The sequence below is a fragment of the Aestuariivivens marinum genome (genome assembly GCF_022662175.1).
Lineage (GTDB): Bacteria > Bacteroidota > Bacteroidia > Flavobacteriales > Flavobacteriaceae > Aestuariivivens > Aestuariivivens marinum.
The window spans coordinates 115,833-135,463 of sequence record NZ_JAKMCR010000005.1 but is presented as its reverse complement, the minus strand read 5'-3'; the positions used below and the strand labels follow the sequence as shown (position 1 = coordinate 135,463).

Here is a 19,631-nt window from a genome sequence, read left to right as displayed (position 1 = left end):
AAAAGGTGAGATTAAACCAATAAATCATCTATTACTAAACATTAGATGTAAAACAGGAATAGTAATTTAGTGTTACATGTTTGTTTAGGGCGAAGTATAAGTTTGTCCTTTGAAAAAAAATAAATATTAACACATGAAATTACCGTCTAAATAGTATTTTAGCAACAATGGACTTTTCATCGAAATTACTTGAAAATGCAGTAAATGAAGTAGCGCAACTACCTGGTATAGGAAAGCGCACTGCATTGCGTTTGGTTTTACATATACTTAGACAGCCCAAAGAGCAAACACAGACTCTCACTAGTGCTCTACAAATTATGCGCAATGAAATAAAGTTTTGTATATCTTGCAATAATATAAGCGATGAAGAATTTTGTGAAATATGTATAAGCGCTAAAAGAAATAAAGAAATTGTATGTGTGGTTGAAGATGTTCGCGACGTAATGGCCATTGAGAATACGGGTTCTTTTAAAGGTATTTACCATGTTTTGGGAGGTAAAATTTCTCCAATGGATGGTATAGGTCCTCATGATCTGAACATAGAACCTTTGGTAAACAAGGTTAAAGAAGGTTTTGTAAAGGAGTTGATTTTTGCTTTAAGCTCTACTATGGAAGGGGATACTACTAATTTTTATGTTTACAAGCAAATACAGGATTGTGAAATTGCAGTTTCTACCATAGCAAGAGGAATTTCAGTTGGTGACGAATTAGAATATGCAGACGAGATTACTTTAGGAAGAAGTATTTTAAACAGGGTGCCGTTTGAATCGTCGTTGAAGTTGTAAGCCAATATACTTGTCTATTTTTTTATGATTTCAATTTGTGTTCCAATTTATAATTTTGATGTTACAAATCTACTAGTGGAGTTAAATCTTCAATCTAAGCGATTAGATGTTCCATCTGAAATTATACTAATTGATGATTGTTCAAACCCTTATTTTAAATCCTTAAATGACAAAGAGTGTTCCAAGCATACTTATATAAAGCTTAAAAATAATTTAGGCAGAGCAGTTATAAGAAACAAGTTTCTGGAATTCACTAAATATGAGTATTTGCTTTTTTTGGATTGTGATTCTTTTATTCCAAGATTAGATTTTTTAGAAATCTATGTAAAATCAATTAAACTTTCTAATGTATCGGTAATATGTGGAGGTAGAATATATCCAAAAGAGAAGCCGGCAAGGAATAAGATTTTAAGATGGAAATATGGAGTTTATAAAGAGTCAAAGCCCTATGATGTTAGAAGTAAATACCCTAACAGGTCTTTCATGACAAATAACTTTGTTGTGAGCAAAAATGTCTTTGAAATAGTTCAATTCGATGAAAGGATTTATGCCTATGGTCATGAAGATACATTATTTGGTTTTCAATTAAAAAAAGCAGGTATCATGGTTTCTCATATTTATAACCCAGTTTTGAATGGAGACTTGGAAAATAACCTAGATTATATTCTTAGTGTTGAAAAATCAATACTTAACTTGGTTAATATACTTAAGTTTATAAATTACGATAAAGAGTTTATTGATGATGTTAAGTTACTAAGGTTCTATTATAAATACTACAAATATAAAGATGTATTTGCTTTTTTGTTTGATGTTTTAAAACCGGTAATGAGGTATGCTTTTTCAAAAGGCTACGTAAACCTTACATTATTTGATTTTTATAAATTGGGGTTTTTAAGTATTAATATAAATGTAAAGGATTAAAATCTTATGTTTAAAAAATAAAATTTTCAATTGATGCGAGTGATAACATTAAACAATGCTGATTTTTTGAAAAAGGTCGATGAGCTTTTCGAAAGCATTGATTTTGTGCCAGATGTTATTGTGCAAATAAAAAATGCTGGAGCTCATTTTGGAGATGCGCTTAGAACAAGAGGAGAATTCAATAAGGTAACTTATTATTCTATTAAAGTACAAAGAAAAGGAGAAGGCTTAAAAAAGAATTTTGTTTTTAAGTTTTTAATGAAAATTTTGCCTTACTCAATTTTGGATGAATTAAGAAAATATGAATCTAAGAGAGCAGAAAAATCATTAAGTAAAATTAACTTAAATTGCCTATCAAAGGAAACGTTTAAAATTAATATTGAACACAACCCAGATTTAAAGAATATACTTATTATTGATGACGCAATAGATACAGGAAAAACAATGTTTCTAATAAAACGTAGTTTAGAAAAACAATTTCCGAAAGCTGCTGTCAAAACCGCTGTTTTGTCATGGACTATAGAAAAGGCAATAATTAAACCGGATTATTTTTTATATAAAAACGTCTTAGTTAGATTTCCGTGGTCTAAAGACTATAAAGGAAAAGATTTTGAAAATTAGAGTTTTAGTAGTTGATTTAGACGGAACGCTTTATGCGACCAATACTTTTCGTCAATTTATTAAATACGTATGGATACGTAGCATTATGAATGTCGATATAATTCTATCTTTTCAAGTACTTTTTTTAATTATTATGAGGTTAATTAGAATTATTGGTCATGCTGAATTAAAGTTCTATTTCCTTAGTTTTATTGCTAATAGATCTTATATAGATAAGAGTGATTTTGTTAGTTCTTTATGTATTTATAAGCGCAATATCATGGTATTGCAAAGTCAAAAATACAACTTGAAAGTGTTGGCTACGGCGGCTCCGGAAATTTATTCAAGAATAATAGCAAAAGAACAGGGGTTTGATGTTTGTATAGCTACCAAAAATCCAAATTCAAGATATCATAAAGAATATGAAAACTCAAAGGAAAATAAAAAGGAAAATGTTTTAAGTTATTTGAAAACTAAGGGCCTGGATTCTGTCGATCTTTTAATTACAGATCATGTTGATGATTTGCCATTAATTAAGATTTCGAAAAGAAATATTATTGTTAATCCTAACATACGATTTGAAAAAATGTTACAAGCACTTGAAATAGATTATAAGGTTGCTAACTATGGCTAATTGTAGAATTTGACAGAAAGTTTTTGTGGAGAATAATTAAACAAAGCTGTGGTTTTTTATTAATTTTGCAAACGAAATTAAAAAATCGAGCATTACGTTAAATATATGGCAAAGTTTGAGCTTAGGTTACCAAAAATGGGAGAGAGTGTTGCAGAGGCAACAATAACCTCTTGGTTAAAAGAAGTTGGAGATACAATTGAGTTGGACGAGGCAGTTGTTGAAATTGCTACCGATAAGGTAGATAGCGAAGTGCCCAGTGAAGTGGAAGGTGTTTTACTTGAAAAACGTTTTGATGTAGATGATGTTGTTCAAGTGGGAGACGTTTTGGCAATTATAGAGACCGAAGGTGAAGATATCCCATCCACGTCGTCTATTGCTACAGAAATAATGGAAACCAATCAACCCGTTGAGCATGTAGAACAAACGATATCTATCGCCAGAGAGACTGTTAGCTCTGCCTTTACCTCGAATGATTCCCGTTTTTATTCACCATTGGTTAAAAATATTGCTAAAGAAGAAGGGGTGTCGCAAGAAGAACTAGGTGCCATTAATGGAACCGGAAAAGACGGACGCGTCACCAAAAATGATATTTTAGATTATGTTGAAAGTAGGGCAGGTAAATCTCGGGAAATACAACAAGAGCAAAAGCCTATTGTTCCAGTTCCCCCAATTCAAATGCCTAAAGCTTCTGATGCGCCAATAGTTACAAGTGGAGAGGATGAAATTATAGAAATGACCAGAATGGGTAAACTTATAGCCCATCACATGGTAGAGTCTGTTCAAACCTCTGCACATGTACAAAGTTTTATAGAGGCCGATGTTACCAAAATTTGGAATTGGAGAAAAAAGGTTAAGGATACCTTCATGAAACGCGAAGGCGAAAACCTAACCTTTACACCAATATTCATGGAGGCCATAGCTAAGGCTTTAAGAGATTTTCCTATGATGAATATCTCCGTTAAAGGAGATACTATCATTAAGAAGAAAAACATCAACTTGGGAATGGCAGCTTCGCTTCCCGATGGGAATTTAATTGTGCCCGTTATTAAAAATGCCGATCAGCTTAATTTGGTGGGTATGACCAAACAGGTTAATGACTTGGCAAATCGTGCTCGGTTGAACCAATTAAAACCAGACGAAATACAAGGAGGTACTTATACTGTTACTAATGTAGGAACATTTGGAAGCATTATGGGAACACCTATAATCAACCAACCGCAGGTAGGGATTTTGGCTTTGGGTGCCATACGTAAAGTGCCTGCTGTAATTGAAACTTCAGAAGGTGATTTTATAGGTATCCGTTACAAAATGTTTTTATCGCACTCATACGATCATCGTGTTGTGAATGGTGCACTTGGCGGACAGTTTGTTAGAGCGGTTAAGGACTATTTGGAAGCTTGGGATATAAACAGGGAAATATAAATGACTAGAATATTTATAAAAAGACCAATCGTTTTCGGTTGGTTTTTTTATTTGCTAGACTTTTGAGTTTAGTATCTTTACAGTCAAAAAATAATTCATGCGATTAAACTTATCTAAACCTATCTGCTTTTTCGACCTAGAAACGACTGGTGTAAATATTACGACAGATCGTGTGGTGGAAATTGCAGTTTTAAAAGTGCATCCAAATGGGAAGGAAGAAAACCATCGTTGGTTAGTGAATCCTGAAATACCAATTCCCAAGGAGGTTACGGCTATACACGGTATAAGTGATGAGGATGTAATTGACAAACCTACATTCAAGGACATTGCAAAAGAGGTTCATAACTTAATCAAAGATTCCGATTTAGGAGGATTTAATTCCAATCGCTTTGATATTCCCTTGCTGGCAGAGGAGATGTTGCGGGCAGATTTGGATTTCGACATGAAAAATAGGTTGACGATTGATGTACAGACTATTTTTCATAAGATGGAACAACGAACATTAGGCGCAGCTTACAAGTTTTATTGTGATAAAAATTTAGAAGATGCCCACAGTGCGGAAGCAGATACCATGGCGACTTACGAGGTATTGAAAGCGCAAATAGCTAAATACGATGAGATTGAAAACGACACCAAATTTTTAGCAGAGTTTAGCTCTCGTAAAAAATTTGCGGATTTTGCAGGTTTTATTGTTTATAATAAAAAAGGAGAAGAATGTTTCTCCTTTGGAAAGCATAAGGGCAAATTAGTAACCGAAATTTTAGAGAACGAACCAGGGTATTTTGGCTGGTTGCTTAATGCCGATTTTCCATTATATACAAAAAAAGTGTTAACGGCCATAAAGCTGCGTAATTTTAATAACAAATTATTGTAATACTTACTATTCTTACCAAAACATGAAAATTATCTGTATAGGAAGAAATTATGCTGAACATATTGCGGAACTGGAAAACGAAAGACCACAAGAGCCAGTTGTCTTTCTCAAGCCAGATACTGCAATTCTGCTAAAAAGACAACCATTTTTTATTCCGGATTTTTCAGAAGACGTGCACCATGAATTGGAAATACTGGTTAAGATAAACCGCATAGGTAAATACATAGACAAAAAGTTTGCCCACAAATATTATAATGAGATAGGCTTGGGTATCGATTTTACGGCACGTGATCTTCAAGCGAAATTGAAATCAAAAGGACTACCGTGGGAAAAGTCAAAGTCCTTCGATGGTGCAGCTGTTATTGGTCAATGGGTCGATAAAAATGGGTTTGAAGATTTAAACAACATTTCATTTTCCTTAAAAAAGAACGATACTGTTGTACAAAATGGAAATACAAGCCATATGCTTTGGAAAATTGATGAATTGATAGAATATGTCTCAAAATATTTCACTTTAAAGATTGGAGATGTTATCTTTACGGGCACACCTGCTGGCGTAGGCAAAGTTGTAGCCGACGATAAACTAATAGGTTTTATAGAAAGCAAACAAATGTTTTCAATAACAGTTAAATAATTATGGAACAACATTATAAATTATATAGGGTACGTGAGTTGGCTGATAACGATGAGGATTTTATCTTAACATTAGCTGAAACTTTTGTTGAAGAAGTGTCGGAAGATGTTGAGCGCTTAAAAGATGCTGTCACTTCAAAAAATTACCAAGAAGCGTATCAAGCAGCACATAAAATGAAGCCTACAATTGATTTGTTTGAACTAGGTATTCTAGATGATTTAATTGAGGTTCAGGATTGGGGAAAGTTTACAAAAACTGATGTTGACATTACTGAGAAACTCAATATTGTTACAGCTGCTGTAGATCATGCATTAACAGAAATAAAGTCTGATTTTAATTTGTAATGCAGGCCGAAATAATTACCATTGGCGACGAACTTCTCATTGGTCAGGTAATTGATACAAATTCAGCATTTATTGCTAAAGAGCTTAATAAAATAGGGGTATCTGTATATCAAATTACTTCAATTCAAGATGATAGAGATCATATTTTACAGGCCTTAAAGGATGCCGAAAACCATGTTGACATAATTATAATTACAGGTGGTTTGGGGCCTACAAAAGATGATATTACCAAAAAAACAATTGCCGAATATTTTAACGATAACTTAGTTCTAGATGTTTCCGTTTTAAAAAACATAGAATCATTATGGAAACAATACAATAGACAAACACTTCTTCAGGTAAATAAGGATCAGGCATTAGTACCTACAAAAGCCAAAGTGTTGATGAATACCTTGGGAACGGCACCGGGAATGTGGTTAGAAAAAGAAAACAAGACCTTTATATCGCTACCAGGGGTACCCTACGAAATGAAAGCTTTATTAACACAAGATGTCATTTCCAAGTTAAAGGACAAATACCACTGTCCTTTTATTTTACATAAAACGGTATTGGTTTACGGATTAGGAGAAAGTACCTTGGCTAATCGTATTGAATCTTGGGAAGATGCGTTGCCAAAGCATATAAAATTGGCTTATTTGCCCAGTTTGGGGAAGATGAGGTTGCGTTTATCAGCCAGAGGTTATGATGAACAAAACATAAAAAATGAAGTAGATGAACAAATAAGTAGGTTAATCCCTTTAATAGAAAAGGAGTTTTTTGGTTTTGAAGATGAGGATGGTAATGAAGAAGCTATTATTGCCAAAAAACTTACAGCATTAGGAAAATCTTTGGCTATAGCAGAAAGTTGTACGGGAGGAAAGTTGGCGCAGTTGTTTACTTCAATAGCTGGAGCTTCACAATATTTAAAAGGAGGTGTGGTGACCTACTCAACACAATCTAAAATAGATGTTTTGGGTGTTTCAGAAACAATAATAAAAGAATATTCTGTGGTTAGTGAACAAGTTGCTCAGGCCATGGCTGTGCATGTATTGCGATTATATAAAGCAGATTATGCCATTGCTACTACAGGAAGCGCAGGGCCCACCAAAGGAGATTCCAATGCCGAAGTAGGTACTGTGTTTATTGCTATAGCAACAAAAAATAGTGTATACTCCGAAAGATTTAATTTTGGAAATTATCGTGCTAAAGTAATAGGAAAAGCTGTATCAAAAGCTTTGGAAATGTTGCAAAAAGAAATTTTTAAAAATTGATAAAAAATTAGATTGCTATAAAATAAAGATTTAGTATATTTGCACCTCGTTTTTAGACAACAACAAATTTAAAGGTAGAAATAATGTCAAGAGTTTGTGAACTTACAGGAAAGAAGGCAATGGTTGGTAACAATGTGTCTCATGCATTGAATAGAACTAAACGCAAGTTTGATGCTAATTTAGTTAAGAAACGTTTTTACATTCCAGAAGAAGATAAATGGATAACTTTAAAGGTTTCTACTTCTGCTTTAAAAACTATAAATAAAATAGGTATTTCTGAGGCAATTAAACAAGCAAAATCAAAAGGTTTTTTAAAATAACAGCTGTATTTAAAATAAATTAAGATGGCAAAAAAAGGAAATAGAATACAGGTAATCTTAGAATGTACAGAGCATAAAGAATCTGGACAACCAGGAACATCTAGATACATTACAACTAAAAATAAAAAGAATACGCCAGATAGAATGGAGATTAAAAAATTTAATCCTATCCTTAAGCGTATGACCGTTCACAAAGAGATAAAATAATAAGTCATGGCAAAGAAAGCAGTAGCATCGTTACAGACAGGATCTAAAAGATTAACAAAGGCTATAAAAATGGTTAAGTCTCCAAAAACAGGGGCCTACATGTTTGTAGAGTCTATTATGAGCCCAGATTTAGTAAATGACTTTTTAAACAAGAAATAAGTCGCATACTTCATAATATAAGTAAGCTGCTTTCAATTTTGAAAGCAGCTTTTTTTATACTTATATTTTAGTAAATTTACTGCCATTATAGCAGTAAAAAACTGTGGAATAATAATTGACAATGGTAAATTGGGAGTTACCCTGAAACAAGATCAAGGTCGATACATGGTAGCTTGCTGCAATTCATAACGCAAAACAGAGTTTATACAAATAAGCATTTAAACTCATAAACCTTATAAACTTTAATTTAATGAGTTTTTTTAAAAAAATATTTTCTTCAGAAAAAAAGGAAACACTAGATAAAGGATTGGAAAAAACAAAATCAAGTTTCTTTGATAAATTAAGTAAAGCTGTCGCTGGAAAATCCAAAGTAGATGATGAGGTTTTGGATAATCTAGAAGAGGTTTTGGTTACAAGTGATGTAGGTGTAGAAACCACGCTTAAAATAATAGAGCGTATTGAAGAGCGTGTGTCCAAAGACAAATATTTAGGAACTGAGGAGTTGAACCAAATTTTACGTGAAGAAATTGCAGGTTTATTGAGTGAAACCAATGTTGGAGAAGAATCGGAGTTTGCCATTCCAAAAGATAAAAAACCTTATGTTATCATGGTTGTCGGGGTAAATGGTGTGGGCAAAACAACAACCATAGGTAAATTGGCTAGTCAGTTTAAAAAGCAAGGTTTAAAAGTAGTTCTAGGAGCGGCCGATACCTTTAGAGCAGCTGCGATAGATCAATTACAGGTTTGGGCTGATCGTGTAGAGGTTCCAATAGTCAAACAAAATATGGGGAGTGACCCAGCATCTGTGGCTTTCGACACCCTTAAAAGTGCTGTATCCCATAATGCAGAAGTGGTGATTATAGATACGGCTGGACGATTACATAACAAAGTTAATTTAATGAACGAGCTTACTAAAGTGAAGCGAGTCATGCAAAAAGTAATTCCCGATGCCCCACATGATGTCTTATTGGTGTTAGATGGCTCAACCGGACAAAATGCTTTCGAACAGGCCAAACAATTTACTGCGGCTACCGAAGTTACATCTTTAGCGGTGACCAAATTAGATGGTACTGCTAAAGGAGGAGTTGTTATAGGTATTAGTGACCAGTTTAAAATCCCAGTAAAATATATAGGGGTTGGAGAAGGTATTGATGATTTACAAGTATTTAACAAATATGAATTTGTAGATTCCTTCTTTAAATAAAACTCATTAGCATCATATTTAGTGCTAGCCCTTAATCAATATTTTTTCATAATTTTAGATTATGAGTTTCAAAATATACCACAACTTTAATATAAGTGTACCTTCAAAGCAAGTCTTTCATGCTGTTTCACAACCGAAACATCTTGATAATTGGTGGACGCTCAAAAGTTCAGGTATAGCGAAATTAGGAGAAACTTATAATCTAAACTTTACCGATCAATATGATTGGTATTGCAAAATCTCAAAGTTAGAAACAGATAAGTCTATTCATTTTAAGATGACCAAGTGTGATACAGACTGGTTACCAACTACTTTTGGTTTTAATTTGGAAGAAATAGACGGAAAAACTCATGTTGAGTTTAGCCATATCGGTTGGAAAGAAATCAATAATCATTTTAAGATTGCTTCGTTTTGTTGGGCCATATTGCTTAATGGTTTAAAAAACTATTTGGAAAAAGGTATTATAGTACCTTTTAAAGAAAGGAATTAGCTAGTAGAACACTAATTTATTTAAAGTCCATATCCTTTGTGTATCTTTGCAGCCTTAAAATAAGGGCATGAGGACAAAATCACTTAAAAAGAACAGGATTAATGTGGTGACACTGGGTTGTAGTAAAAATGTTTACGACAGCGAAGTGCTTATGGGGCAACTAAAAGCTAGCGGTAAAGATGTTGTGCATGAACAAGAAGGGAACATAATTGTTATTAACACTTGCGGCTTTATTAATAATGCCAAAGAGGAAAGTGTTAATACAATACTTGAATATGTTCAAAAGAAAGAAGAAGGTGAAATCGATAAAGTTTTTGTGACCGGGTGTCTATCGGAGCGTTATAAGCCAGATTTGCAAAAAGAAATACCTAATGTCGACCAATATTTTGGAACTACAGAATTACCAGGTTTGTTAAAGGTTTTAGGGGCAGATTATAGGCATGAACTTATTGGTGAACGTTTAACCACAACACCTAAAAATTATGCCTATTTAAAAATAGCGGAAGGCTGTGATAGACCTTGTTCGTTTTGCGCCATTCCATTAATGCGTGGTAAACATAGAAGTACACCTATAGAAGAAATTATTATTGAAGCTGAAAAATTAGCAACTAAAGGCGTTAAGGAACTTATTCTTATTGCACAGGATTTAACCTATTATGGGTTGGATTTATACAAGAAAAGAAATTTAGCCGAGCTTCTTGAAGCTTTGGTAAATGTTGAAGGAATTGAGTGGATTCGTTTGCATTATGCCTTTCCAACAGGATTTCCTATGGATGTTTTGGAAATTATGAATCGTGAGCCTAAAATTTGTAGCTATTTAGATATTCCCTTGCAGCATATTTCAGATAATATATTAAAAAGTATGCGTCGTGGCACGACTAAGGAAAAAACGATAAAGTTGCTACGGCAGTTTAGAGAAATGGTGCCAGACATGGCTGTAAGAACCACCTTAATAGTAGGCTATCCAGGAGAGACCGAAGAAGATTTTCAAATATTAAAGCAATGGGTAAGGGATATGCGTTTTGAACGCCTGGGCTGTTTTACCTATTCTCATGAAGAAAATACGCATGCCTTTACTTTAAAGGATGATGTGCCCGAGGAGGTTAAGCAAGAACGAGCCAATGAAATCATGGAAATTCAATCACAAATCTCTTGGGAATTGAACCAAGAAAAAATAGGTAAGACTTTTAAAGTGATTATTGATAGAATGGAAGGTGGTTATTTTGTGGGACGTACAGAATTTGACTCACCCGATGTCGATAATGAGGTGCTCATAGATGCATCAAAAACCTACTTAAAGACAGGTGAGTTTTATGATGTTAGCATCACAAATGCAGGAGATTTCGACCTATATGCAGAGATCGTTTAAGTCCGTTTCAACTGTTTTTGTATTTTTTTAATGGCCGATTCTATTGATTTTTCAGGCTCAATAATGTTGTATTCGCCCCAAAACATTGGATCTGAAAACCCAGAAGCCATATCGGTTAAAATGGTTGTAGGCCGCAGCAACTGACTTTTAACATTTGCAATTTTAGACTCTTTTAATTCCCAATCAGTAATAGCCATTTCACTACTTAAGGTATAAATACTATTAAACAGTTTACCTTTCCAATTCACCTTAAACGTTAATGCAATATTGCTATAGGCATAATGCCATTTACCATTACTGGTACGGTAGTTTACCCTGTAAGAAGCTTCAGTTGGATACACGTCAACTTTTCTAGGTTTTTTACGAATGTACATTTGACTGGACAATTCTTTGTTCTCAACATTCAAACTATATACGGCACTGGTAAGCGCTAACGTTTTAGAGTCTATAAAAAGTTTTCCATAATATAATGGTTCATTGAGGTGTTCCTTTTGTTTAAAGTTAACCACATAGACTAAGTTGTTGTTTATTTGTGTAGCTTCACCAAAGCTAAAATCATAATCCGCTATCCCTTTATCTGTAAAAATATACTCGGGATATTTTATAATATCAGTATAAAGATTACCAAAAGGGCCTCCTTGTAATTTTAAGGCAATAGTGTCTAATCTTGAATAATTGGTGCTTTTGCGTGCCTTAATAAGTTCGATATGGTCGTTTCTGAAACTACTATAGGGTTGTTTGTGTATTTTTACAACAGCTTCAGATAAAGAAGCATTTCTCCGTCTTTTCTTTATAGTTTCTCTATAGAATGCTGTCATTAAGGTACTATTGTTGGTGTAAGCCGAATGCTTCTTTTTAAGGGTTTCCAGTACCAGTTGTTTGGCACTCATTTTCAAAGAAGTAATGTTTATGGCGTTTAGTTCGGTATAAGCTTGTGTTAATGTAATTTTAGAATTGTTTTTTAAATTTTCAATACTTAGAATTTTATCTTGATAACCCAAATATGAAATGGTTAAGGTTTCTTTTAAGTGGGTAAGTGGAATTTTTAATAAAAATTCACCGTCACTGTTAGTTACTGTACTAATATTAGAATTGCTAACAGTTAAATCGGCAAATATTAGTGGTGATTTTGTGTCCTCGTCTATAATTTTCCCTTCAATTTCTTTATAATTTTGATCAATTTGAGCATAGCCTAAGGTAGATAATGATATAATAGCTAAACAAAGGGAGATTGCTTTAAAAAAGATTTTCGTTTTCATAACTAGCGGTAATTTAGATTTATAGCGCTTTTAATTTACAAAATTTTAGTTGATTTTTAAACTTTTTAACGATTTTATAACTGGACTGCTAACTAAATTTTTAGAATTCGAGATTGAATAGCTGTATATTTACATAAATTTAATTAGAGTATGGATCAGGATTATATTAGGTATCAGGACACGGGCTTTTTTTCGTCGTTTATTTGTGATTATTTAGATGAAAAACAAACCTTGTCGCCGTTTTATAATCGTTATCCTAAAATAGAAAATTTCAAAGCACAAATAGAAGAGAAAAGCCTGTCTGTTAATGCGCAGTCAAGATTTGTTTTAGTAGAGTGTCTAAAGAAGCAATATAAAGCAACTGAAAGCTCGGCGCTAACCTTGATGAATATTGATTCCCTTAGTAAAGAGAACACATTCACGGTGACCACAGGACATCAATTAAATATATTTACTGGACCACTATATTTTCTCTACAAAATTATTTCAGTTATAAATCTCACCAAGACATTAAAGCATAAGTATCCCAATTACAATTTTGTGCCAATATATTGGATGGCCACCGAAGATCATGATTTTGATGAGATTAATTTTTTCAATTTTAAAGGAAAAAAAATCCAATGGAACAGAGAGGCAAAAGGAGCTGTCGGAGGTTTATCAACTGAAGGATTGGAGACTGTTTATAATTTATTTTCTAAAGAAATAGGAGGTAGTAAAAATGCAAGTTATATTAAAAAGTTGTTTGAATGTACTTATTTAAAAAACAATAATTTAACCGACGCCACAAGATACTTAATCAATGAATTGTTCAAGGATTATGGGTTGGTAATTATAGATGCAGCCCAGAAAGAATTAAAGCAGTTATTTGTTCCTTTTATTGAAGATGAACTGCTTAACCAAAGTTCATTTAAAGCTGTGTCGAAGACCAATAAGAGTGTAAGTGAATTGCCTGAAAATTATAATATACAAGTAAATCCCAGAGAGATCAATCTATTCTATTTAAGGGGTAATTTACGGGAACGTATTGTTTTGGAAGAAGGGATTTACAAAGTATTGAACACAAAAATATCGTTTAGCAAAACGGATATATTAAAGGAAATTTCTATACATCCCGAGCGATTTTCACCTAATGTCATTATGCGACCCTTGTATCAAGAAGTCATTTTACCTAATTTGTGTTACATAGGTGGTGGAGGTGAGTTGGCCTATTGGTTGCAATTGAGAGATTATTTCAATAGATTATCTGTTACATTCCCTATGCTTTTATTGCGTAATTCAGTGTTGATCCAGTCTGAAAATCAATTTAAAAAACTTAAGAATCTAGGAATTTCAAATAAAGATATCTTTTTAAAAAGAGATACCTTAATCAATAAAAAAGTAAGGGAAATATCAAATATCGATATTGACTTTTCTGTTCAAAAAGAACATTTAAAGCAGCAATTTGAAGAACTGTATAAAATGGCTAATCAAACTGAAAAATCGTTTGTGGGAGCCGTTAAGGCACAAGAAGTGAAACAGTTGAAAGGCTTAAGTAAATTGGAAAAACGATTGTTGAAGGCTCAAAAAAGAAAACTTTCAGATGAAGTTTTACGAATTACAGAGTTACAAAACCAATTGTTCCCTAACCAAGGCTTGCAAGAGCGTAATGCTAATTTCTCGGAGTTTTATTTAGAATATGGCGATACCCTTATACTAAAACTAATAGGGCAATTACAACCTCTAAAAATGGAGTTCCTTATTTTAAACTTTTAGTAATGCATAAAATTGATATTGAGCTTATAGAAATGACATTGGATGTGATGAAATATGCTATTGATAGAATTTCATCTACAAATCCTAAAATAGGAAAGCCCAAAAGGGAAGAAGAGCTTAAGGCTTTGGTAGGTGAAACTATTACAGAAGAAGGTGTGGGAGGAGAATATGCATTCAATCTTTGGAAGAAGTATTTAATGAAAGCTACGGTTCCTATAGATCACCCAAGGCATCTGGCATTTGTACCCGCATCACCAACAAGGGCTGCTATTATGTTCGATTTGGTTACTTCGGCCTCCAGTATTCATGGAGCTTACTGGATGGAAGGTGCTGGTGGTATTTTTTGTGAAAATGAAGCGATGAAATGGATTGTTTCTTTAACCGGTTTACCAAAAGGAGCCTTTGGCGTATTTACCAGTGGCGGAACAGCAGCTAATCTATCAGCTATTGTTACTGCAAGGGAATATTGGCGGGAAGATGAAACGTATAAAAGAGAAAAAGGCTTAATAATTACTTCTGTTGGAGCGCATTCTTCTATTAAAGCTATGGCAAAAGTTGCAGATGTAGATATATTATTAGTTGAATCCGAAGAGAGGTTAACCGGTGATGACCTTAGTAAAACTATAGGTAGTTTAAATTACCATCAAAGAAAAAGATTGTTCGCTGTAGTAGCAACTGGAGGGACAACAAATGCAGGAATTATAGATGATTTGGAAGGTATCTCTGCTATCTGTGAAAAAGAAAAATTATGGTTTCATGTCGATGCTGCGTATGGTGGAGGAGCGCTAGTAGCTGATTCTGTCAGGCATTTGTTTAAGGGTATAGAAAAAGCAGATAGCATTACAGTCGATCCACATAAATGGATGTTCTCACCTTATGATTGTGGAGCTGTTATATATAAAAAACCAGAATTGGCCAAACAAGCACATTCTCAAGAAGGTTCTTACCTAGAAATATTTAAGGATGAAGGAGCACAGGGTTTTAATCCGGCCGATTACCAAATACAACTTACAAGAAGGGTAAGAGGCTTGCCACTTTGGTTTTCGTTGGCAACACACGGTACCAATAAATATAAAGAAGCAGTTGAACGTGGCTTGCAGCTAGCTCAAATAGCAGGTGAGATGATAAATGAAAAACCCCATGTAGAATTAGTGAGGGAACCTAGTTTGTCCTGTGTATTATATAGAAGAATAGGATGGACGCCAGATGATTACAGGCATTGGACCTATGAAAACCATAAAAAAGGATTTGCTTTGGTTACGCCTACAAAATGGAAAATAGCAGATACTTATGAAACAGTATCGCGTTTTTGTTTTATCAACCCCGATACCACCGAAACCGATATTGAGGATATTTTGGAGTCTATGGTTTAAAAAAATAAAAAAATCGTAATCGTAATTCGTCAATCTAAAATCAATTATTACTTTTGCGCATGCAACACGATAAGGTATTAATTTTAGACTTCGGATCACAATATACCCAACTTATTGGGCGTCGAGTTAGGGAACTCAACATCTACTCCGAAATTATTCCATTTAACAAAATTCCAAATAATGTTGATGAATACAAGGCTGTTATTCTTTCAGGTAGCCCTTATTCTGTAAGGGGAGAAGAGGCTCTACATCCAAATTTAACAAACATACGTGGTAAAAAACCATTGTTGGCTGTATGTTATGGTGCACAATATTTAGCGCATTTTTCAGGAGGTGAAGTAGCACCTTCCAATACTCGTGAATATGGACGTGCAAATTTATCTTTCATAAAGAGTAACGAGCCGTTTTTGGCACATATCCATACAGGTAGTCAGGTATGGATGAGTCATAGTGATACCATTAAAGAATTACCAACCAATGCGGTGCTTATAGCAAGTACACACGATGTGGTAAATGCCGCTTACCGTATTAATGGTGAAGAAACTTATGCTATTCAGTTTCATCCAGAAGTATATCATTCTACCGATGGCAAACAATTACTGGAAAACTTTTTAGTAAGTATAGCTGGTGTACATCAAGACTGGACGCCACAATCTTTTGTGGAGGAAACCGTCGAATCCTTACAGGAAAAAGTAGGAGATGATAAAGTTGTTTTAGGGCTTTCTGGTGGAGTGGATTCAACGGTAGCAGCTGTCTTACTTAATAGAGCCATTGGTAAAAACTTGTATTGTATTTTTGTTAATAACGGGTTGCTTCGTAAAAATGAGTTTCAAAATGTATTGAACCAATATGAAGGTATGGGGCTTAACGTAAAAGGAGTAGATGCATCAGATAGGTTCTTGGCAGCTTTAAAGGGTATTCAAGATCCGGAGAAAAAACGTAAAGCCATTGGTAATGCCTTTATAGAAGTTTTTGATGATGAGGCCCATAAAATAGAAGATGTGACTTGGTTGGCACAGGGGACTATTTACCCTGATGTAATAGAAAGTGTTTCAGCAACAGGAGGGCCTTCGGCTACCATAAAAAGTCATCATAATGTTGGCGGATTACCTGATTTTATGAAACTAAAAATTGTTGAACCACTAAAGGCTTTGTTTAAGGATGAGGTAAGGCGTGTGGGTACTACATTAGGGATAGATCCCGAACTCTTAGGACGTCATCCATTTCCAGGGCCTGGTTTGGGGATTAGGATATTAGGAGATATTACTGCAGAAAAAGTGCGTATTTTGCAGGAAGTTGATGCTATCTTTATAAACGGATTGAAAGCATGGGGGCTTTACGATAAAGTTTGGCAGGCTGGAGCCATGTTATTGCCGGTCAATAGTGTTGGTGTTATGGGTGATGAGCGTACCTACGAAAAGTGTGTGGCACTAAGAGCTGTTGAAAGTACCGATGGTATGACAGCCGACTGGGTTAACTTACCGTATGAGTTTCTGCAAAAGACTTCTAACGATATCATAAATAAAGTTAAAGGTGTTAATCGGGTAGTCTACGATATTAGTTCTAAACCCCCTGCAACCATAGAATGGGAGTAAAAGCATGTCTTTTTAATTATTTTTCTATTTAAGTTTAGATTTATTAGCTATTTTTAGAGCTTTGTTGGTTTTACTGCAATTATAAAAACTGTAGTTTTAAAGCCAATAATTTGTCTTTTTGTTCTTTTGGCATATTATATGCATAAATGAAAAGTATGTGTTTAGCAATACATCCTTATTATCTAAAATAATCGTATATAAACTATTTGACATCGGTTTATAAAAAAACAATATATGAATAAATTAATTTCAGTTTTAGCTTTAGCTTTATTGTTTACAGTTTCTGTTAAAGCTCAAAACTTTAGTACACATAAAGTAAAAAAAGGCGAAACAGTTGAAGACATAGCAAAATTGTATTATGTCACTCCTTTTGATATTTATAGTTTAAATCCAGATTCTAAGACTAAACTTAAACCTAATACTATATTAATTATTCCTATTTCTAAAGCCAATAAACCTAAAATAACCATTACAAAGGAATTGGAAGGATTTAAAAACCATAGGGTCAAGAAAAAAGAAACCCTATACAGTTTGGCTAGGCAATATGAAGTAACCGTTGATGAGATCAAAAAGTATAATACCTTTTTGTATGCCGACCCCTTGCGTAAAGGAGATAAGTTGCAAATACCTGTTTTTAAGATTACGGAAACTGTAGAAGAAGTAAACCCGACCAACATTTACAAAGTACTTCCAAAAGAAGGCAAATGGCGTATTGCCTACAAATATGGTATAACGATAAAGGAATTAGAGGCTTTGAATCCTGATATGGGTGAGGTTTTGCAAGCTGGTCAAGAAATTAATGTACCTAATATTGAAGATGAAGAAAAAAAGAAGATTGATGATAGGTATAGCTATTATGAAGTATTGCCTAAAGAAGGCTTTTATCGATTAAAAGTGAAACTTGGGGTAACACAAGAAGAATTGGAAATGTTAAATCCGGGTTTAAGTGAGAGTGGATTAAAGGTTGGTATGCTTCTGAAAATTCCTTTTTCTGAAACTTATTCCATACTAGGAGAAGAAAGTAATCGTATTAATTTAATAGATAGTATTTCAGATTTCTCTCAAAAGCATATCGCCATTATGTTGCCCTTTAGGTTAAACCGTGTGGATTATGATTCTATTATAGGTACTAAAAACAGTATCAAGAATGATCCCTATTTAAAGGCTTCATTGGATTTCCATTCAGGGGTATTAATGGCTGTAGATTCATTAAAGCAATTGGGTATTTCACTTAAGGTGGACGTTTACGATACAAAAAATGAAATAAGTGAGGTATCCAGAATTATTAATGAAAATAATTTTGAATCTGTAGACGCCGTTATAGGGCCATTAATTTCTAATAATTTTAATCGTGCTGCTACCGAATTAGGTAAGTATAATACGCCTATAATATCACCGACTGGTTCAGGTGATAAATTAAGATTATTGGATAATGTGTTTCAAATACGTACGCCAGAAGAATTGCTTAAGGATAAGATTATAAGTTTTGTAAAGTCCGATACCTTAAAAAGTAACATTATAGTCATTTCAGATTCTAAAAATCAGGATATAACCAATGAATTAAAGCGTGAGTTTAATCAAGCTAAATTGGTGTATTCTCGTAAAGATAAGGATGGTAAGGACAGTTTTTATGTTATAAAAGAAGATATAGAAAATGTTTTGAAGCCAGGAAACAACATTGTGTTTTTAGAAACTCAAAATGAGGGTTTTGTTTCTAATGTCATAAGTATTTTGGCATCCTTAATTCAAAAGGAAAACAAAAAAGAGGAGATTGAGGAAGTGTCCATTAGGTTAAACACTACAAATTATAATAGGGCATTTGAGGGCGATGAAATTTCAAACTACTATCTTTCCAAACTTCAATTCCATTATGCAAGTGGAGCTAGGGTATATAACGAAAATGATTATAGTCTGTTTGTCAAGGATTATGAAAAGAAATATTTTGTAGCACCAAGTAATGGAGCGGTTAAAGGTTTTGATTTAACTATGGACGTGGTATTACGATTAGTATCTTCGGAAGATTTATATGCATCAGTAAACAAAGTACCGCTAACGGAATATTTGGAAAATAAATTTGCTTACAAAAAAAAATTGATTGGAGGCTATTATAACGAAGCGGTGTATTTGCTAAAACATCAAGATTTAACTATTGTAGAGGTAAGACCATAGGTTTTATCTAATTATTATTGCAGTGTCGCCCAACAAAGATTTTCTTATAAAATTGGCTCATGCCAAGATGCCTTATGGCAAGTATAAAGACCGTTATTTAATAGATTTACCTGAGTATTATATAGTATGGTACCATAACAAGGGTTTTCCCGAGGGTAAATTAGGCAATATGCTTAAACAGGTTTATGAGCTAAAGTTAAACGGATTGGAAGATTTGGTAAGAACTATTCAAAGGCAGTATTCAAAAACAAGTTAGCAAAAACTTTCTTG

21 protein-coding genes are annotated in these 19,631 nt (G+C 33.7%); 20 read left to right on the top strand and 1 reads right to left on the bottom strand.

The window, feature by feature from the left end:
- Window positions 1-167: 167 nt before the first annotated feature.
- From recR to rimO, 15 genes are all read left to right on the top strand, one after another.
- Window positions 168-785: a recombination mediator RecR gene (gene recR / locus MR053_RS12270; RefSeq protein ID WP_242132719.1), complete on the top strand. Its 618-nt coding sequence runs from the start codon at window positions 168-170 to the stop codon at window positions 783-785.
- A 24-nt stretch (window positions 786-809) separates the two neighbouring features.
- On the top strand, window positions 810-1,706 hold the full coding sequence (locus MR053_RS12265) for a glycosyltransferase (protein ID WP_242132718.1): 897 nt from the start codon (window positions 810-812) through the stop codon (window positions 1,704-1,706).
- 33 nt (window positions 1,707-1,739) lie between these two features.
- On the top strand, window positions 1,740-2,327 hold the full coding sequence (locus MR053_RS12260; RefSeq protein ID WP_242132717.1) for a phosphoribosyltransferase: 588 nt from the start codon (window positions 1,740-1,742) through the stop codon (window positions 2,325-2,327).
- The gene (locus tag MR053_RS12255; RefSeq protein WP_242132716.1) at window positions 2,317-2,940 is read left to right on the top strand and encodes a haloacid dehalogenase-like hydrolase; all 624 of its coding nucleotides are present in this window, start codon (window positions 2,317-2,319) and stop codon (window positions 2,938-2,940) included. Before MR053_RS12260 ends, MR053_RS12255 begins: the two co-directional genes overlap by 11 nt.
- Before the next feature lie 105 nt (window positions 2,941-3,045).
- Window positions 3,046-4,362: a dihydrolipoamide acetyltransferase family protein gene (locus tag MR053_RS12250; protein ID WP_242132715.1), complete on the top strand. Its 1,317-nt coding sequence runs from the start codon at window positions 3,046-3,048 to the stop codon at window positions 4,360-4,362.
- 97 nt (window positions 4,363-4,459) lie between these two features.
- On the top strand, window positions 4,460-5,236 hold the full coding sequence (locus MR053_RS12245) for a 3'-5' exonuclease (protein ID WP_242132714.1): 777 nt from the start codon (window positions 4,460-4,462) through the stop codon (window positions 5,234-5,236).
- 22 nt (window positions 5,237-5,258) lie between these two features.
- Complete coding sequence (locus tag MR053_RS12240; protein WP_242132713.1) at window positions 5,259-5,870, top strand: fumarylacetoacetate hydrolase family protein; 612 nt, start codon at window positions 5,259-5,261, stop codon at window positions 5,868-5,870.
- 2 nt (window positions 5,871-5,872) lie between these two features.
- A complete protein-coding gene (locus MR053_RS12235; protein ID WP_242132712.1) occupies window positions 5,873-6,214 on the top strand; it encodes an Hpt domain-containing protein in 342 nt (113 codons plus the stop codon).
- The gene (locus MR053_RS12230) at window positions 6,214-7,464 is read left to right on the top strand and encodes a competence/damage-inducible protein A (RefSeq protein WP_242132711.1); all 1,251 of its coding nucleotides are present in this window, start codon (window positions 6,214-6,216) and stop codon (window positions 7,462-7,464) included. The genes MR053_RS12235 and MR053_RS12230 overlap by 1 nt, the downstream gene beginning before the upstream one ends.
- Window positions 7,465-7,547: 83 nt before the next feature.
- Window positions 7,548-7,784 (top strand): 50S ribosomal protein L28, encoded by a 237-nt coding sequence (gene rpmB, locus MR053_RS12225; RefSeq protein WP_242132710.1) that lies wholly within the window; start codon window positions 7,548-7,550, stop codon window positions 7,782-7,784.
- 24 nt (window positions 7,785-7,808) lie between these two features.
- Window positions 7,809-7,991: a 50S ribosomal protein L33 gene (rpmG, locus tag MR053_RS12220; protein ID WP_007648529.1), complete on the top strand. Its 183-nt coding sequence runs from the start codon at window positions 7,809-7,811 to the stop codon at window positions 7,989-7,991.
- Window positions 7,992-7,997: 6 nt separating this feature from the next.
- Window positions 7,998-8,150 (top strand): DUF4295 domain-containing protein, encoded by a 153-nt coding sequence (locus MR053_RS12215; RefSeq protein WP_099565580.1) that lies wholly within the window; start codon window positions 7,998-8,000, stop codon window positions 8,148-8,150.
- A 250-nt stretch (window positions 8,151-8,400) separates the two neighbouring features.
- Complete coding sequence (gene ftsY / locus MR053_RS12210) at window positions 8,401-9,354, top strand: signal recognition particle-docking protein FtsY (protein ID WP_242132709.1); 954 nt, start codon at window positions 8,401-8,403, stop codon at window positions 9,352-9,354.
- 61 nt (window positions 9,355-9,415) lie between these two features.
- Entirely contained in the window at window positions 9,416-9,844 is a 429-nt protein-coding gene (locus MR053_RS12205; protein WP_242132708.1) for an SRPBCC family protein, read from the top strand.
- A 67-nt stretch (window positions 9,845-9,911) separates the two neighbouring features.
- A complete protein-coding gene (gene rimO / locus MR053_RS12200) occupies window positions 9,912-11,213 on the top strand; it encodes a 30S ribosomal protein S12 methylthiotransferase RimO (protein WP_242132707.1) in 1,302 nt (433 codons plus the stop codon).
- Here the strand turns inward: rimO and MR053_RS12195 are convergent.
- Window positions 11,210-12,472: a carboxypeptidase-like regulatory domain-containing protein gene (locus tag MR053_RS12195; protein ID WP_242132706.1), complete on the bottom strand. Its 1,263-nt coding sequence runs from the start codon at window positions 12,470-12,472 to the stop codon at window positions 11,210-11,212. The two genes, rimO and MR053_RS12195, sit on opposite strands and share 4 nt — an antisense overlap.
- Before the next feature lie 150 nt (window positions 12,473-12,622).
- Here MR053_RS12195 and bshC point away from each other — a divergent pair, with 150 nt between their 5' ends.
- The 5 genes from bshC (at window position 12,623) to MR053_RS12170 (ending at window position 19,617) form a co-directional block, all read left to right on the top strand.
- On the top strand, window positions 12,623-14,224 hold the full coding sequence (gene bshC / locus MR053_RS12190) for a bacillithiol biosynthesis cysteine-adding enzyme BshC (protein ID WP_242132705.1): 1,602 nt from the start codon (window positions 12,623-12,625) through the stop codon (window positions 14,222-14,224).
- A 2-nt stretch (window positions 14,225-14,226) separates the two neighbouring features.
- Complete coding sequence (locus MR053_RS12185; RefSeq protein WP_242132704.1) at window positions 14,227-15,597, top strand: pyridoxal phosphate-dependent decarboxylase family protein; 1,371 nt, start codon at window positions 14,227-14,229, stop codon at window positions 15,595-15,597.
- A gap of 59 nt (window positions 15,598-15,656) precedes the next feature.
- Window positions 15,657-17,192 (top strand): glutamine-hydrolyzing GMP synthase, encoded by a 1,536-nt coding sequence (gene guaA, locus MR053_RS12180; protein ID WP_242132703.1) that lies wholly within the window; start codon window positions 15,657-15,659, stop codon window positions 17,190-17,192.
- Between the two features lie 234 nt (window positions 17,193-17,426).
- Window positions 17,427-19,361, top strand: a complete 1,935-nt coding sequence (locus MR053_RS12175) for a PBP1 and LysM peptidoglycan-binding domain-containing protein (RefSeq protein WP_242132702.1) — start codon at window positions 17,427-17,429, stop codon at window positions 19,359-19,361.
- A 22-nt stretch (window positions 19,362-19,383) separates the two neighbouring features.
- Window positions 19,384-19,617: a DUF3820 family protein gene (locus tag MR053_RS12170; RefSeq protein WP_242132701.1), complete on the top strand. Its 234-nt coding sequence runs from the start codon at window positions 19,384-19,386 to the stop codon at window positions 19,615-19,617.
- The last annotated feature ends 14 nt before the right edge of the window (window positions 19,618-19,631 follow it).